At 75.0% G+C, this 15,175-nt stretch carries 14 protein-coding genes; 7 read left to right on the top strand and 7 right to left on the bottom strand.

What is annotated here, in order from left to right:
• The first annotated feature begins 7 nt into the window (after nt 1-7).
• On the top strand, nt 8-388 hold the full coding sequence (locus MLUT_RS12810) for a YtxH domain-containing protein (protein ID WP_010079555.1): 381 nt from the start codon (nt 8-10) through the stop codon (nt 386-388).
• Between the two features lie 63 nt (nt 389-451).
• Here MLUT_RS12810 and MLUT_RS12805 read toward each other — a convergent pair whose 3' ends face one another.
• Genes MLUT_RS12805 through MLUT_RS12795 form a run of 3 tightly spaced genes read right to left on the bottom strand, consistent with a single transcriptional unit; the run spans nt 452 to nt 3,385 of the window.
• Nucleotides 452-1,198, bottom strand: a complete 747-nt coding sequence (locus MLUT_RS12805; protein ID WP_010079556.1) for a hypothetical protein — start codon at nt 1,196-1,198, stop codon at nt 452-454.
• Entirely contained in the window at nt 1,195-1,905 is a 711-nt protein-coding gene (locus MLUT_RS12800; RefSeq protein ID WP_231936553.1) for a Tat (twin-arginine translocation) pathway signal sequence, read from the bottom strand. Before MLUT_RS12800 ends, MLUT_RS12805 begins: the two co-directional genes overlap by 4 nt.
• 58 nt (nt 1,906-1,963) lie before the next feature.
• On the bottom strand, nt 1,964-3,385 hold the full coding sequence (locus tag MLUT_RS12795; protein WP_010079558.1) for an LLM class flavin-dependent oxidoreductase: 1,422 nt from the start codon (nt 3,383-3,385) through the stop codon (nt 1,964-1,966).
• Nucleotides 3,386-3,772: 387 nt separating this feature from the next.
• Between MLUT_RS12795 and MLUT_RS12790 the strand changes: the two genes are divergently transcribed.
• Nucleotides 3,773-4,642: an ABC transporter permease gene (locus MLUT_RS12790; RefSeq protein ID WP_010079559.1), complete on the top strand. Its 870-nt coding sequence runs from the start codon at nt 3,773-3,775 to the stop codon at nt 4,640-4,642.
• Nucleotides 4,643-4,673: 31 nt separating this feature from the next.
• Here the strand turns inward: MLUT_RS12790 and MLUT_RS12785 are convergent, their stop codons facing one another.
• Entirely contained in the window at nt 4,674-5,930 is a 1,257-nt protein-coding gene (locus tag MLUT_RS12785) for an acyl-CoA dehydrogenase family protein (protein ID WP_010079560.1), read from the bottom strand.
• A 210-nt stretch (nt 5,931-6,140) separates the two neighbouring features.
• Between MLUT_RS12785 and acs the strand changes: the two genes are divergently transcribed.
• Nucleotides 6,141-8,345, top strand: coding sequence for an acetate--CoA ligase (gene acs / locus MLUT_RS12780; RefSeq protein ID WP_012750714.1), 2,205 nt, complete (start codon nt 6,141-6,143; stop codon nt 8,343-8,345).
• On the opposite strand, the gene MLUT_RS12775 is transcribed toward acs, so the two are convergent.
• The 3 genes from MLUT_RS12775 to MLUT_RS12765 all read right to left on the bottom strand — a co-directional run bounded on the left by MLUT_RS12775 (nt 8,294) and on the right by MLUT_RS12765 (nt 11,450).
• Nucleotides 8,294-9,583, bottom strand: a complete 1,290-nt coding sequence (locus MLUT_RS12775) for a M20 metallopeptidase family protein (protein ID WP_010079563.1) — start codon at nt 9,581-9,583, stop codon at nt 8,294-8,296. The two genes, acs and MLUT_RS12775, sit on opposite strands and share 52 nt — an antisense overlap.
• A 51-nt stretch (nt 9,584-9,634) precedes the next feature.
• Nucleotides 9,635-10,432: a hypothetical protein gene (locus MLUT_RS12770; RefSeq protein ID WP_010079564.1), complete on the bottom strand. Its 798-nt coding sequence runs from the start codon at nt 10,430-10,432 to the stop codon at nt 9,635-9,637.
• A gap of 139 nt (nt 10,433-10,571) precedes the next feature.
• Nucleotides 10,572-11,450 carry a siderophore-interacting protein gene (locus MLUT_RS12765; protein ID WP_010079565.1) on the bottom strand — a complete coding sequence of 293 codons (879 nt, stop codon included), beginning with the start codon at nt 11,448-11,450 and terminating at the stop codon, nt 10,572-10,574.
• A gap of 203 nt (nt 11,451-11,653) precedes the next feature.
• Here MLUT_RS12765 and MLUT_RS12760 point away from each other — a divergent pair, with 203 nt between their 5' ends.
• The 4 genes from MLUT_RS12760 to MLUT_RS12745 all read left to right on the top strand — a co-directional run bounded on the left by MLUT_RS12760 (nt 11,654) and on the right by MLUT_RS12745 (nt 15,041).
• Nucleotides 11,654-12,538 carry an EamA family transporter gene (locus MLUT_RS12760; RefSeq protein WP_010079566.1) on the top strand — a complete coding sequence of 295 codons (885 nt, stop codon included), beginning with the start codon at nt 11,654-11,656 and terminating at the stop codon, nt 12,536-12,538.
• Nucleotides 12,539-12,547: 9 nt separating this feature from the next.
• A complete protein-coding gene (locus tag MLUT_RS12755; RefSeq protein WP_010079567.1) occupies nt 12,548-13,354 on the top strand; it encodes a DUF1648 domain-containing protein in 807 nt (268 codons plus the stop codon).
• 8 nt (nt 13,355-13,362) lie between these two features.
• Complete coding sequence (locus MLUT_RS12750) at nt 13,363-13,899, top strand: metallophosphoesterase family protein (RefSeq protein WP_010079568.1); 537 nt, start codon at nt 13,363-13,365, stop codon at nt 13,897-13,899.
• A 209-nt stretch (nt 13,900-14,108) separates the two neighbouring features.
• Nucleotides 14,109-15,041 carry a hypothetical protein gene (locus MLUT_RS12745; RefSeq protein WP_012750713.1) on the top strand — a complete coding sequence of 311 codons (933 nt, stop codon included), beginning with the start codon at nt 14,109-14,111 and terminating at the stop codon, nt 15,039-15,041.
• The last annotated feature ends 134 nt before the right edge of the window (nt 15,042-15,175 follow it).

The following is a 15,175-nucleotide window of genomic DNA, read 5'->3' as shown; positions in this document are numbered from 1 at the left end:
ACCACCCATGCGCCTCATCACCCTGGGCCTCGGCGCCGCACTCGGCTACCTGCTCGGCTCCGCCGAGGGCCGCAAGAACCTCGAGAAGATGACCCAGAACGCCCAGAAGCTCTGGAACGACCCCAAGACCCAGGAGAAGGTCGGCCAGGTCCAGGAGACCGCCCAGCAGAAGTTCGCTGAGGTGAAGAACTCCGATCCGGTGCAGAAGGCCACGACGAAGGTGGAGGATGCCATGCAGGGCAACGACAAGAAGAACGACGTCCGCGACGACCGCGTGACCGAGTCCAACAACGACAACGTCACCTCGGCGGCCCGCCACGGTGCCGAGCCGGACACCGTCTCGGACCCGTCCACCCCGCTGGGTGACGAGGGTCCGCTGACGCGCTGACCCGCTCAGACACGGCGGCCCGCCTCCCCGAGGGGAGGCGGGCCGCCGTCGTCGTGGGCCGGGTCAGCCGTCCTGCGTCAGGACCTCGTCGGCCGGCGGGGCCTGCACCGGATCCACCCCGCCCATCTCGGAGAGGGTCACCACGGCCTTCGTGCCGGCGGACTCGGTCTCCACGGTGAGCAGGCGGCCGTCCTCCTTGGACACCGTGAACGCGGTCAGCTCCACGCCCTCCTGCGGGCCCGAGACGGGCTCGTCCAGCACGTAGCGGATCGCGTCCTGACCGCTGCGGCGGATGCCGTCCGCGTCCGCCTCGACGTCGTCCAGGCCGCCCGACTCCGGCAGGGAGCCCAGGAGCGAGCTCACCATCGCGCCCATGCCGGTGGCGCTGGGATCGCTCTCGTACGGGGTGGCGGTCCAGCGCTCCACATAGGCGGGGCGGTCCTCGCCGCTCGCACCGGCGCGCTCCACCGTGAACCGGGAGTACGCGGTGCCGTCCACGATCCGGGACTCGTCGCGGGTGATCAGACCGTCGTCCTGGTACACGGACACGTACCGCATGGACGAGCCGTCCACGGGGCCGGAGATGTCCACCGAGTCCGGGATCGCGCGGCCGTTGCTCGGAGCTTCGGACCGCAGCTCGGTGACCATGCGGACGGAGTCGGCCTCCTCGAGCTGGGTGCGGGCGCGGTCCCAGGCGCCGGGGGCGTCGTCGCCCGAGGCGCAGCCGGTCAGCAGCAGGGCGGCCGCCCCGACGGCGGCGAGGGACAGGCCGCGGCGGGTGCGGCGGGTCTGGGTCTGGCGCTGCCTCACTCGGCCACCTCCTCCGGCGCCCCGGCCGGCTCGATCTGGTTCCAGTCGCTCAGGGCGTACTGCTGGGTGGCCCGGCCGTCGTCGACGGTGAGCGCGACCAGCTCGCCGTCGTCGTCCACCGTGAAGGAGTGCACCCGGGTGGCGTCGCCCTCGGCCATCGCCGCGTCGGCGACCTCCTCGGGCACGGCATAGCGGTAGGCCGTGCCGCCGTCCCAGTCGACCTCCTCGGCGCGCACCTCGGCGCCGTCGAGGGCGTCCGCCGCGGGGAAGCCCACCTGGTCGAGGAGGGACTTCAGGGGCGGCTCCTGCCCCTCGCCGGCCGGGACACGGCGCCACTGCGGGTCGGAGTACATCATCTGGACGTCGTCCGGGATGTCGGACCCGTCCACGTCGACCCGGACGAACACGTCCTCGCCGACCTGGCGGGACTCCATGGTGATGTGCGAGTCCCGGCCGACCTGCATGATGCCCTTCGACTCGGCGTCGCCGCCGTCGAGCCGGCCGGCGATGTCCCAGCGGACCGACTGCGGGCCCTGACGGCCGGTGGTGTAGGCGGTCTCGAGTCGGACGGTCTCGGCCTCGTCCAACTGGGTGCGGGCCTGATGCCAGGCCTCCCCCGCCGACTGCGGCTCGGATGCGCACCCGGCCAGGGCCAGGGCGCCCACGACGCCGAGCCCGGCCGCGCGGACGGCACGTCTGCGCTGCATGTTCTCCTCCTGGGGCTGCTGCCGGCCGAGGCAGGGCGCCGCGGCCACTGGCGTCACCCTACCGGCGGCGCAGGGCGAAGGAGGCGCCGTGGTGGTTCTGCGGCAGGTGGTCGCCGCGGCCGAAGAGCTTGTGGCGCAGCGTGCCGTCCGTGTACGCGGTCTTGTAGCGACCGAGCTTCTGCAGCTCCGGCACCACGAACTCCACGATGTCCTCGAAGGTGCCCGGGGTGATGTGGTAGGCGAGGTTGAAGCCGTCCACGTCGGTCTCGTCGGCCCACTCGACGAGCTGGCGGGCCGCGGACTCGCCGCCGCCCACGATCACGGGGCCGAAGCCGCCGATGCCCACCCACTCGGCGAGCTTGCGCACGGTCCACTCCTCGTCCGTGCCGGAGGCCTTCTGGAAGGTCTCCACGGTGGACTGGATGGCGTTCGACTTCACGTCCCCGATCGGCTCGTCCAGGTCGTACTGGGACAGGTCGATGCCCATCCAGCCGGACATGAGCACGAGGCCGCCCAGCGGGTCCACGTACTGCGCCAGGTCGTCGTACTTGGCCCGCGCGTCCTCATCGGTGGCCCCGGTGACGATCGTCTGCATCGCGAAGATCTTCACGTCGTACGGGTCACGGCCAGCGTCCACCAGGGCCTGGCGGATCTTCTTCACGGTGGCGGCCGCCAGCTCCTTCGTGGGGGAGTTGATGAACACGGCCTCGGCGTGCTTGCCGGCGAAGGCGCGGCCGCGCGTCGAGGCACCGGCCTGGTAGATCACGGGGGTGCGCTGCACGGACGGCTCGGTGACGGCGTGGCCGGGCACGGTGAAGTACCGGCCCTGGTGGGCGATGTCGTGGACCTTGGCCGGGTCCGCGAACACGCCGGACTCCTTGTCGTAGACGACGGCGTCGTCCTCCCACGAGCCCTCGAGGAGCTTGTAGACGACGTCGAGGTACTCGTCGGCGTGCTCGTAGCGCTCGTCGTGTTCCATCTGGTCGTCCTGGCCCATGTTCTGGGCGGCGGAGGGCAGGTAGCCGGTGACCACGTTCCAGCCCACGCGGCCGCCCGTGAGGTGGTCGAGTGTGGCGAGGCGGCGGGCGAACGGGTAGGGGTGCTCGTAGGCGGTGCCGGCGGTGACGCCGAAGCCGAGGTGCTCGGTGACCGCGGCCATCGCGGAGACGAGCAGGAACGGGTCGTTCACGGGGGTCTGCGCGCCGGTCCTGATGGCGGCCTCGGAGGTGCCGCCGTACACGGAGTACGGGCCGAGGACGTCGGCGATGAACAAGCCGTCGAACAGGCCCTTCTCCAGCGTCTGCGCCAGGTGCGTCCAGTAGCCCAGGGTGTTGTAGTCGCGGGCGTGGTCGTCGGGGTGACGCCAGAGCCCCGGGGACTGGTGGGCGACGCAGTTCATGTCGAATGCGTTGAAGAGGATCTCGCGGTGCTCATCCGGGCGGGTGGGTGCTCCGGCCCCGGCGTTCTCGGCGGTGCTCATGGGTCTCCTTTCCATGGCCGCCCGGTCGCAGGGGCGCGGGCGGGCGGGCGGGCGGGCGACGGTTCCGCACCATGCAACGCCGACGCGGCCGGCGGTGGAAGTCGGCCGGCCCAGGGGTTCATGACGGCGCCGCCGGGCCCGGCCACGCGTCCGGCGCCCGGTTCGTGACACGCCCCGACCGTGACGGAGGACACGTCCGCGGGTGGCGGCCCTGTTGCGGCCCAGCGGCACCCCAGCGCTGAGCCAGAGAAATCTGCTGCCTCCACCCTGCGGTGACGACCGAAACGTCTGGCTCGGCGCTGGCCCAGCCCGGGCCCGGCGGCGCCCCCGGTGTGACGCCGCGCTGGCGAGCATCCTGGACACCCGTTTCGCCGAGGAGGCCATCCGATGAGCACCGCCCTGACCACCCCCGCCGCGACGACGGACCCCGAGGCGCGCGAGCGGTCGGATCGCCGCGACGACGGGGGGACGGGGGCACGCCGACGGCCGCGCCCCCGGGTGCCGGACCGGCCCGGCGCCCGGGCGGTGGTGGGGCTGGCCGCGCCCGCCGTCCTCCTGGTGCTGTGGTGGGCGGTGACGGCCGCCGGGCTGCTCTCCGCGGTGCAGCTGCCCTCCCCCGGCGCGGTGCTCAGCGCCGGCGTCAACCTGCTGGAGCGGGGCGACCTGTGGCTGCACGTCGGCATCTCCACCCAGCGCGTGCTGCTGGGCTTCCTGCTCGGCGCCGCACTCGGGCTGGCCGTGGGGTCCGCGCTCGGGCTGTCGCGGTGGGCGGACGCGCTGTTCGCCCCGCTGATCGGGGCGCTGCGCGCGGTGCCCTCGCTGGCCTGGGTGCCGCTGCTGATCCTGTGGATGCAGATCGGCGAGGAGTCCAAGGTCACCCTCATCGCGATCGGCGCGTTCTTCCCGGTGTTCACCACCGTCTACGCCGCCCTGCGCCATGTGGACCCGCACCTGGTGGAGGCCGGTCGGGCCTTCGGCTACCACGGGCTGTCCCTGCTGCGGACGGTGCAGCTGCCCGCCGTGGTGCCGGCCGTGTTCTCCGGCCTGCGGCTGGCCCTGGCCCAGGCCTGGCTGTTCCTGGTGGCCGCGGAGCTGATCGCGTCCTCGATGGGCCTGGGCTTCCTGCTCACCGACTCGCAGAACAACGGACGCACGGACCGCCTGATCCTGGCGATCATCCTGCTCGCCGTGCTCGGCAAGCTCACCGACTGGCTGCTCGGCCTGCTGGAGCGCCGGGCCCTGCGCCGCTGGGCCTGAGCCCGGCACGTCCGGCCGCCCGGTCGTCGGGTCAGTCCCCCTCGGGGACCTCGCCGGCCGACGTGTAGGCGGTCGGCGGGGTGCCGTTCACGAGCCAGTCGCCGGCCATGCGCACCTTGAACGCCGCCGGGTCGTGGGTGGCGAGGGTGCGGGCGTTGCGCCAGTGCCGGTCGAGCCGCAGCGTGGCCGACGTCGCCGACGCGCCGAGCGTGTCGAAGATGCGGGTGCACACCTCGAGGACGGCCTCCGGCACCACGGCCTGGGCCCGGTACGCGGCCGCCATCGCCTCGGCGGACGCCGCCACGACGTCGGCCTCCGCCGGGCCGGCCCCGTCGGCGCCGTCCTGCCCCTCGTCGAGCAGCCGCCCGATCTCGCGCACCATCAGCTCGGCCGCGGCCTGCCGCCCGGCCAGCTGCCCCATGATCTCGAGGAGCTGGGGGTCGTCCTTGGGCAGCGCGGCCGTGCCGGTGTTGAAGGTGCGGCGCCGCTGCCGCAGCAGCTGCGTGCCCTCCGTGAGCGCCGCCCGGCCGATCCCGGCCTGCAGCGCCAGCAGGGTCGCCTCCATGAGCACGGGCACGGGCCCGTCCTGCCGCGGCACCTCGAGCAGCTCCTCGGCCGCGGCGTCGTCGAGCACCACGGACCCGGTGGCGGTCAGGCGCTGGCCGAAGCCGTCCCAGTCGTCCTTGATGCCCACGCGCGGCTGACGCACGCGCACGACGGCGACGGCCCGGTCCGGCTCGCGGACCGCGCCCCCGGCCCGCTTGGAGTTCCGGCGGGAGACGAGGTCCGCCCCCTCGATGCCCACGGTCGCGGCGGTCCACGTGGCGAAGGCCGAGCCGGTCGCGTAGTACTTCTGCCCCCGCACGACCCAGGTGCCGCCCTCGTCCCGGCTGGCCAGGGTGGCGGCACGGCCCGGCGCGGCCCCGCCGGCGCGTTCGGCCAGGGCGGAGCCGGCCCAGTCCCCGTCGACGATGTGCCGCAGCCACCGCTCCCGGCGGGCGGGCGCCTGGTCCATGGCCGTGGCGATGAACACGAGGTGGGAGCGCCAGACGTGCGCGGTGTTCACGTCCCGGGCGGCCAGGTCCATGAGCAGGCGCAGCACGGTCTCGCTGCCGCCGCCCTCGCCGCCCGCGTCCTCGGGGACACCGACCTTGCCGAACCCGGCGGCCTGCAGCTCCCCGAGGGCGGCGAACGGCAGGTGCCGGCCCGCCTCGCGGGCCCGCTCGCCGTGGGCGACGGAGTCGAAGGCGTCGGCGTACCGGGCGGCGAGGGTGGCGTAGGTGGTCATGGCCCTACTCTGGCACGCGCGGGCGGGCCGGCGGCCGGGGCGACCCGGCCGTGGGACGGGGTCCACACCGGCCGCCGTCGCCCTGGCCCGCGCCGGGCGCCCGCGGGGGTCCGGCGGGCCGAGCATGACCGCCGGTGACGACGGCGGGCGGGGCGCCGTCGTCGTCGTCCCTAGCCTGGTCGGACCCGCCGACCAGGAGGACCGCCGCCCATGACGCCCACCGAGGACCCCGCCCGCCCCGACCCGGCCGAGGAGGGCGCCTCCGGGGCCGTCCGCGGACCGAACGACGGCGTGCCCGCCGCGGCCCTCGCCACGCTGCCCGGCCCCCTCCCGCAGGCGCTCGTCGACGCCGCAGACCCGGACGTCCACCCCGGCCGCCCGGCGGACCGGCTGCACGGCGGGCGCGGTGACGGCCGCCCGGTGGCCGAGGCGGACCGGCTCGCGTTCTGGGAGGCGGCCGGCCGACGTCTGAGCTGGGAGCGTCCCTTCACCCGGACGCGCTCCCTCACCGCCCCGGACCCGGCCGCCGAGCGCGGCCCGGAGATCCGCTGGTATGAGGACGGCACCCTGAACGTGGCCGTGAACTGCGTGGACCGCCACGTGGCGGCGGGGCGCGGGGAGAAGGTCGCCCTGTACTTCGAGGGCGAGCCCGGCGACCGCCGCGCCGTCACCTACGCGCAGCTGCAGCGCGAGGTCGCCCAGGCCGCGAACGCCCTCGAGGAGCTGGGCATCGAGGCGGGCGACCGCGTCGTCGTGTACCTGCCCGTGCTCGTGGAGACGATCGTCATCACGCTGGCGTGCGCGCGGATCGGGGCCGTGCACTCGCTCGTGTTCGGCGGGTTCTCGGCGGAGGCGCTGCGGTTCCGCGTCGAGGACACGGGCGCGAAGCTGCTCGTCACCACCGACGGCCAGTTCCGCCGCGGCGCCGCCGTCCCCGTGAAGGCCAACGCGGACGAGGCCGTGTCCGGGGACAACGCGATCGAGCACGTCCTCGTCCTGGACCGCACGGGCCACCGGGACATCCCGTGGACCGAGGGCCGGGACCTGTGGTGGCACGACGTCGTGGACCGCCAGCCGGACACCCACACCCCGCGCGCCTTCGACGCGGAGCACCCGCTGTTCATCATGTACACCTCCGGCACCACGGGACAGCCCAAGGGGCTCGTGCACACCTCCGGCGGGTACCTCGCCGCGGCCTCGTGGACGCACGACTTCCTGTTCTCCCACCCGGACCCGGCACGGCGCGACGACGACGTCCACTGGTGCACCGCGGACCTGGCCTGGGTCACCGCGCACACCTACGAGATCTACGGTCCGCTCTCGAACGGGGTCACGCAGGTGATCTACGAGGGCGTGCCGAACGCCCCGCACCCGGGCCGGCACTTCGAGGTGATCGAGCGCTACCGGGTGACGAGCTACTACACGGCCCCCACCCTGATCCGCTCGCTCAAGGGCTGGCATCCGGAGGGGATCCCGGCGCACGCGGACGGCGGCCCGGACCTGTCCTCGATCCGCCTGATCGGCACCGTGGGCGAGTCCGTGAACCCGGAGGCCTGGACGTGGGCGCGGACCCAGATCGGCCGGGACACCCCGGACCTGCCGATGGTGGACACGTGGTGGCAGTCCGAGACGGGCGCCACCGTGCTCTCCCCCCGCCCCACGGACACGGCCTTCAAGCCGGGCTGCGGCTCCCGGCCCCTGCCGGGGGTGGACGTGGCCGTGGTCGACGACGACGGCGCCCCCACGCCCGAGGGCCTGCAGGGCCGGATCGTGGTCACCCGCACCTCGCCGTCGATGGCCCGGACCGTGTGGCGGAACCCGGCCCGCTACTTCCACTCGTACTGGGAGGACTACGCGGACCAGGGCGAGGCGGGCTGGTTCCTCGCCGGCGACGGCGCCAAGCGGGACGAGGACGGCGACGTCTGGATCCTCGGGCGCGTGGACGACGTCATCAACATCTCCGGGCACCGGCTGAGCACCATCGAGATCGAGTCCGCCCTCGTGGCGCACCCGGAGGTGATCGAGGCGGGGGTGTGCCCCGTGCCGCACGAGACCACCGGGCACGCGGCCGTCGCCTTCGTGGTGGCGCACGAGAGCTGGCTGGCCGGCGACGACGGCCCCGGCGCCTCCGCCGCCGACCGCGCCGAGGAGCTGCGGCGGCACGTGGGGCGGGTGATCGGGCCGGTGGCCAAGCCCGCCGAGGTGGTCTTCGTCCCCGACGTGCCCAAGACCCGCTCGGGCAAGATCATGCGGCGGCTGCTGACGCAGCTGCACCAGGGCACCGCGCTCGGGGACACCACGAGCCTGCAGAACGAGCCGTGCGTCGGGCAGATCGCCGAGGTGCTCCGGGCCGGCCGCCGCGCTCAGGACGCCGGCACCGGCGCCGTCCGCAGCGCCAGCTCGGCCAGCACCTGAGCGGCCCGCGGCACCACGGCGTCGTCGAACACGGCCTGCGGGGAGTGGTTGACCGGGGCCTCGTCCGGGTCCACGCCCTCCGGGGCCGCCCCGAGCAGGACGTAGGCGCCGGGCACCCGCTGGAGGACCTCGGAGAAGTCCTCGCTGCCGGGCTCGGGCTCGGGCAGCTCCCGGTAGGCGTCGGCCCCGTAGAGGTCCTCCACGACCCCGCGGGCGAAGGCCACCGCGTCCGGGTCGTTGGCCGTCACCGGGAACGCGCAGTCCGTCCGGACCTGTGCGCTCATGCCGTGCGCCGCGGCGATCCCGTGCACCAGGCGCTCCACGGCCGAGAGCAGCCGGGCGCGGGCGTCCGCGGAGAAGGTCCGCAGGGTGAGGGCGAGGGTGGCGCTGTCCGGGATGATGTTGGCCGCCGTGCCCGCGCTCAGGTGCCCGACGGTCGCGACCACCGGGTCGAAGGCGTCGAACTGCCGGGTGACCACGGACTGCAGCGCCAGCACCATCTCGGCGGCCACGGGCACCGGATCCTGGGCCAGGTGCGGCACCGAGCCGTGCCCGCCTCGACCGTGCACCGTCACCACCAGGTCGTCGCAGCCGGCCTGGATCGCCCCCGGGCGGCTGAGCAGGACGCCGCGCGGGTACGTGCCCGAGGAGACATGGATCGCGTAGGCGGCGTCCACCGGTCGCCCGGCCGCCTCCAGCAGCCCCTCCTGGATCATGTGCAGGGCGCCGCCGCCGGTCTCCTCCCCGGGCTGGAACATGGCCACCACGTCGGCGGTGAGCTCCCCGCGACGGCGCACCAGCCACGCCAGCGCGCCGTAGAGGCCGGCGGTGTGCAGGTCATGGCCGCAGCCGTGCATGGTGCCCGGCACGGAGGGGGCGTACTCCAGCCCGGTCTCCTCCGTGACGGGCAGGGCGTCCATGTCCCCCCGCAGCAGCACGACCGGCCGCCGGACCCCCTCCGGCAGCGGGGCCCCGCCGCGCAGCACCACGACGACGGAGCTCAGCGCCCGGCCCACGCTCGTCTCCAGCGCGGGGCGGCCGGTGGCGGCATCCTCCCCCGCCTCGGCGCGCAGGGCCTCGAGCCGCTCGAGGACGGCGGCCTGGGTGCGGGGCAGGTGCAGGTCCAGCTCCGGATGTCCGTGGAGGAGGCGGCGGAAGGCGATCGCCTCCCGGGCGATGTCCTCCGGCAGGCCCGGGGCGAGGGCGTTCGCGGGCGGGGTGGGGGCGGTGCGGTCCATCAGGACATCATGCCGTGGCGCCCCGCCGGCCCACCCGGATCGCGCAGCGGGTCAGCCGGCCAGCTCCTGCAGCTCGGCCAGGTCGAAGACGTCCTCCGAGGCGGGGGCCTCGGGCGCCTCGACCGCGTTCCACTCGGTGAAGGTGGCGTTCGCGTCCACGTCCTCGTCCTCCGAGTTCACGTCCTCGAGACGGTAGAGGGTCGTGCTCTCCGGGTCGACCAGCATCGTCCGGCCGAACGCGTGGTGCTCCTCGGGCAGCGCGTACTTGAGGTACTTCCTGCCCTCGAGCTCCACCTCCTCGGCCTTCAGGTCCTTGCCGTCGAAGGCGTCCGCGGCGGGCATGTCCTCCTCGAGGTCGGACATGATCTCCTCGAGTGAGATGTCCATCTGCGCGGCCTGCTCGGCGTTCGTCTTGATCCAGCGGTCGCCCACGAGGGTGGAGAACATGCCCATCTCCCGGGGCAGGTCGTCACCGTCGGCCTTGAGCTTGAAGAACACGTCGGCGTCCCGGCGCAGGACCTCGATGTCCAGGGTGGCCGCCCCCATGTCCACGTTCATGGTGCCCTTGAGGTGGGAGTCGTCGGTGGCGCCGGCGAGGTCCACGTTCGCGGACTGGATGGCGTCCGCGCCCAGGGAGGCGGAGGGCGACGCCGAGGCCGACGCGTCGTCCTTGTCCTCCTCCTTGTCGGCGGCGGTGCCTTCCATCCTCAGGCGCAGGCTCTCGGCATCCACGACCTTCTGGCGGATCTCGGGCCAGCTCTCGTCCAGCGTCGGGTCGGCGGCGCAGCCGGTGAGCAGCAGACCGGAGGCGGCGAGCATGCCGACGGCGAGGCGTGCGGGCGTCTTCATGGGGGACTCCTTCACAGAGGTGCGGACGTGACGGCGGCCGGGGACCGCCGGATGATGACCCCTCGACCGTCTCACGTCACCCCTGGCCCGTCACGTCATGAGGGACGGCGGAACTGCGGCTGTTCCGAGCCTGTGCGGGTCAGCCGCCGGTGGCGCCGTCCTCGAAGATCTGCCCCACCGGGGTCTGCTTCTCCGCCTGGAACACGTCCTCGGTGCGGCCGTAGGCCCAGTACGCGCTCACCGACAGCTGCCGCCGGTCCACGCCGCGCACGTCCGTGAGGTACGCCCGGACGCGCTTGACCTGCTCCCGCTCGCCGTGCACGAACGCGTGCACCCGGCCGTCCCGCCACCCCGCGTCCTCGACGGCGGCGGCGAACCGCGTCGTCTCCGGGGTGAAGGGGCCGCCGCGGTGCAGCCAGCGCACCTCGACGCCGGCCGGCGCGGTCAGGGGCACCTCGTCGCTTGCGTCGGTCACCTCGATCAGCGCGACACCGGCCGCCGCGGCGTCCGTGGCGGCCAGGTCCTCGAGGGCGGCGGCGATCGCCGGCAGCGCGGCCTCGTCGCCGGCGAGCAGGTGCCAGTCCGCGGTGGGGTCGGGCCGGTAGGCGCCGCCGGGGCCCAGGAACGCGACCTGCTGCCCCACCGGCTCGGAGGCCGCCCACGCCCCGGCCAGGCCGCCGTCGTGCCCGGGGGCGGCGCCGTCGTCGGACGCGCCGTGGACCACGAAGTCGACGTCCATGGTGCGGGCGGCCGCGTCCATGCGGCGCACCGTGTAGGTGCGGCGGACCGGCAGCTGCTCCGGGGCGAGACGCTCGCGGAGGGCGTCCAGGTCGTACGGGGGTTCGAGGCCGAGCGCGGGGTCGGCGAAGAGCAGCTTCACGTACTGGTCCGTGGCGCCCTTCTCCGCCCAGCGGGCGTGGACGCCGTCGAACTGCTCACCGCCGAGGGTCAGGCGCACGAGGTGCGGGGTGAGCCGGCGGGCGGCCAGCACGGTGAGGACGGTCTGGGGCCGGGCCATGCGGGCCTCCTGGGGTCGGGGGCGGGTTCTGCGCGGGCGCGCGTCCCCCACTCTCCCACGACGAGGCGGATTAGCGCACGTCAGCGTGATGTTTTCCCGCGGCGTCGGGGTCAGCGGAACCGGGCCCCGCGGTGGTCCTCGGGCAGCAGCGGTCCCGCGCCGGCCGGGGCCGGGGTGACGCGGCGCGGCCCTAGGCTGAGCCCGTGCGTCTCGTCCTGCTCGTCCTGCTCTCGCTGCTGAGCCAGCAGCTCGGCGCGTCCGTGGCGGGCCTGCTGTTCGACGACGTCGGCGCGTCCGCCATGGTCGCCCTGCGCGTGGTGTTCTCCGCGGCCGTGCTGCTGCTCGTCACCCGGCCGAGCCGCGCCGCCCTCGCCGGACTGGGCACCCGGGGGTGGGCCGCCGTCGTCGGGCTGGGCGCGGCCATGACCGGCATGAACCTGGCCATCTACGAGGCGTTCGCGCGGATCCCGCAGGGCGTGGCCGTGACGTTCGAGGTGCTCGGGCCGCTGGCGCTGTCCGTGGCGGCGCGGCCGTCGTGGCGGTCGGCGGCGTGGGCGGCCCTCGCTCTCGCCGGGATCGGGGTGCTCGGCCGGGAGGGGTTCAGCGCGGGCGGCGGGATCGGCGGGGCGGGACTGGACCCGGTGGGGGTGGCGCTCGCGCTGGCCGCGGCGGCGTGCTGGGCGGCGTACATCCTGCTCTCGCGGCGCGCGGGGACCCATCTGCCGGGGGTGCAGGGGCTGGCCCTGGCGACGGCCGCCGGGTCCCTCGTGGCGCTGCCGGTCGGCGTCGCGACGGCGGGGGCGGCCCTGCTCTCTCCCGTGGTGCTGGGCGTGGGGCTGGCCGTGGCGCTGCTGTCCACGGCGGTGCCGTACGGGATCGACCTGCAGGTGCTGCGCCGCATGCCGACCGCGCTGTTCTCCCTGCTGACGTGCCTGTCGCCGATCGCGGCGGCGCTGACCGCGTGGGCCGTGCGCGGGCAGGAGCTCACCCCGCTGGACCTGGCGGGGATGCTGCTGGTGATCGCGGCGTGCGCGGCCGCCGTCTGGACGAGCCGGTCACCGGGTGTGGCGGGCGGGGGCCGTGGCTAGCCTGGGTGGATGCCCCACCCGTCCCGTCCCACCCCCGACGACGTCCCCGCCGCCGAGCGCGCCGCCCTGCGCCGTGGCCGGCTGCGTCCGTGGCTGCCGTTCCTGCTCGCGGCCGTGCTGTGCCTGGCGCTGCTGGGGTGGGCCCTCGTCGCCCTGCCGGGCCTGCCGGAGCGCGTGCCCACGCACTGGGGCGTCGACGGGCGGCCGGATGCGTGGGAGGACACCTCGTTCGGCACGGTGGCGGCGGGGCCGCTGATCGGCCTCGGCATGACGGGTTTCCTGGCGCTGGTCTCCGCTATGGTCACCGCCCTCACCCCCACGGATCCGGGACTGTCCCCGTGGCGGCGCGTGCGCCAGACGGGGGTGCACCGCGGGGTCCAGGAAAGCCTCGGGTGGTCGTGCGTGCTCATCGTGCTGGTGCTGGCCCCGACGACGGCCGAGGTGCTCGCCGCCGGCACCTGGACGATGCCGTGGTGGCTCCTGCCCCTCACACTGACCGTGCTCATGGTGGGCATCTTCCCGGAACTGCGGGCCGGAACGCAGCGGTGGACGCGCTGGTCGGACCGCGTCGCGGCGGAGCTCGGGTACCGGCCCACGGCCGCGGAGCTCGCCGAGGACGAGGTGTGGACGCCCCTGGGGCTCAAGCGCGACCCCGAGGACCCGGCTGTCTTCCCCGCCAAGCGTCCCGGCTACGGGGTGGGCGCGACGGTCAACCTCGCCACCCCAGTGGGCCGGTGGCTGGTGCGCGGATTCGTGGCCGTGTTCATCGTCGGCCTGCCGCTGGCGATCTGGCTCGGCGCGTACGCGGCGCGGTGAGGCGGACCGTGCCCGACGACGTCGCCGTCCGCCTGCTCCTGATCGCCGACACCCACATCCCGCGGCGTGCCCGCGCCCTGCCCGCGCAGGTGCGGGCCGAGGTGGCGCGGGCCGACGTCGTGCTCCACGCCGGTGACTGGGTGGCCGAGGACGTGCTCGACGACCTCGACGCGCGGGCCGCCCGGCTGGTGGGCGTGTGGGGCAACAACGACGGGCCTGGGCTGCGGGCGCGGCTGCCCGAGGTGGCGCGCGTGGAGCTCGGCGGGGTGCGGATCGCGATGGTCCACGAGACGGGCCCGGCGGCCGGCCGCGAGCGCCGCATGGCCACGGCGTTCCCGGACGCGGACGTGCTGGTCTTCGGGCACAGCCACATCCCGTGGGACACCGTGGCCGGTCCGGACACCGCGAACCCGGGGCTGCGGCTGCTCAACCCCGGCTCCTGCACGGACCGGAGGCGGCAGCCGGTGTGCACCCTGATGCGCGCGGTGGTGCGGGGCGGGCGGCTCGAGGACGTGGAGCTGGTGTCCGTGGACCGCACGCCGTGACCGACGGGCCGGCCGCTCCCCCCTGCAACGCTGGTTGAGTTATCGCGGGTCCAGGCGGCTTGCACCCGTGATAACTCAACCCGCGTCGTGCCGGGGCCGCCGTGTCCGGCGGGCCGGCCGCTCCTGCACAGCCACCACGACGACGGCGGCCCTCCCCAGGGCGCATCGGTTCGATCCGTCGCAGGGTCCGGGGGCGGCAGGCTCGCCCCATGACCGCGCGCACGCCCCTGCCGCCCGCCCTCGCCGCGGGCGCCTTCACGACGGCCGAGCTGCACGCCGCCGGCCTGCCGTGGCGCCGGACCCTCGCGGCAGACCTCGCCCGGATCTGCCGCGGCGTGCACACCGCGGGCGCCCCCGACCCGTGCTCCCCGGACGGCGCGGCCGCGCTGGCCCGCCTCACGGGCGGGGTGGTCTCCCACGTCTCTGCCGCCCTCTGGCACGGACTGCCGCTGCCGCCCCGCCTCGCGCGGCCGGCCGGGCTGCACCTGACCTTCGACCGGTCCGCGCGCACGCACCGGACCGACCTGGGCGGCGCCGTCAGCCACCGGGTGCGGCTGCCCACCGACCACGTGCTCGACCTTCCCGACGGCCAGCGCGTCACGACGGCTGCGCGCACCTGGTTCGACCTCGCCGGGATGCTCCGCCCCCACGAGGTGGACTGGCTCATCGCGGCCGGCGACCACCTGGTGCGTCCGCCGTGGACGCCGACGGGCCGGGCGGATCCCGCGGCCACCGTGTCCGAGCTGTCGGAGGTGCTCGCCCGCTGCCGTGGCCGGCCGGGTGTCCGTCTCGCACGTGCCGCGCTGGCGGAGGTGCGCGTCGGGGCCGACTCCCCGCCCGAGACCTTCCTCCGGCTCGCGCTGATCCGGGCCGGGCTGCCGGAGCCGGAGCTGCAGGTCGCCGTCGACCCGGCCGACCCGGCCTCGCCCGTCGTGGACCTCGGGTACCGGGGGGCGCGCCTGGCCCTCCAGTACGACGGCGCCGGCCACCGCACGGCTCAGCAGCAGGCGAGGGACGCCCGTCGGGACGCGTACTGCCTCGAGCGGGAATGGACGACCCTGCGCTGCACCTGGGAGGACCAGCGCGCTGGGTTCGGGCGGATCGTGGGGCTGGTCCGGCGTCGGCTGGCCCGCACGCGCTGATCCGCCCCCTCCCGGCCAACGCGGGTTGAGTTGTCACGGGTCCCGTCCAACGCGGGTTGAGTTGTCACGGGTCCAGGCCCGCGTAATCGGTGATAACTCAACCCGCGTTGCATGCCACCGGCCGGCGCCGCGTG

The organism is Micrococcus luteus NCTC 2665, from assembly GCF_000023205.1.
In the GTDB taxonomy this organism is placed as follows: Bacteria; Actinomycetota; Actinomycetes; order Actinomycetales; family Micrococcaceae; genus Micrococcus; species Micrococcus luteus.
This window is presented reverse-complemented; position numbering and strand designations above follow the sequence as displayed.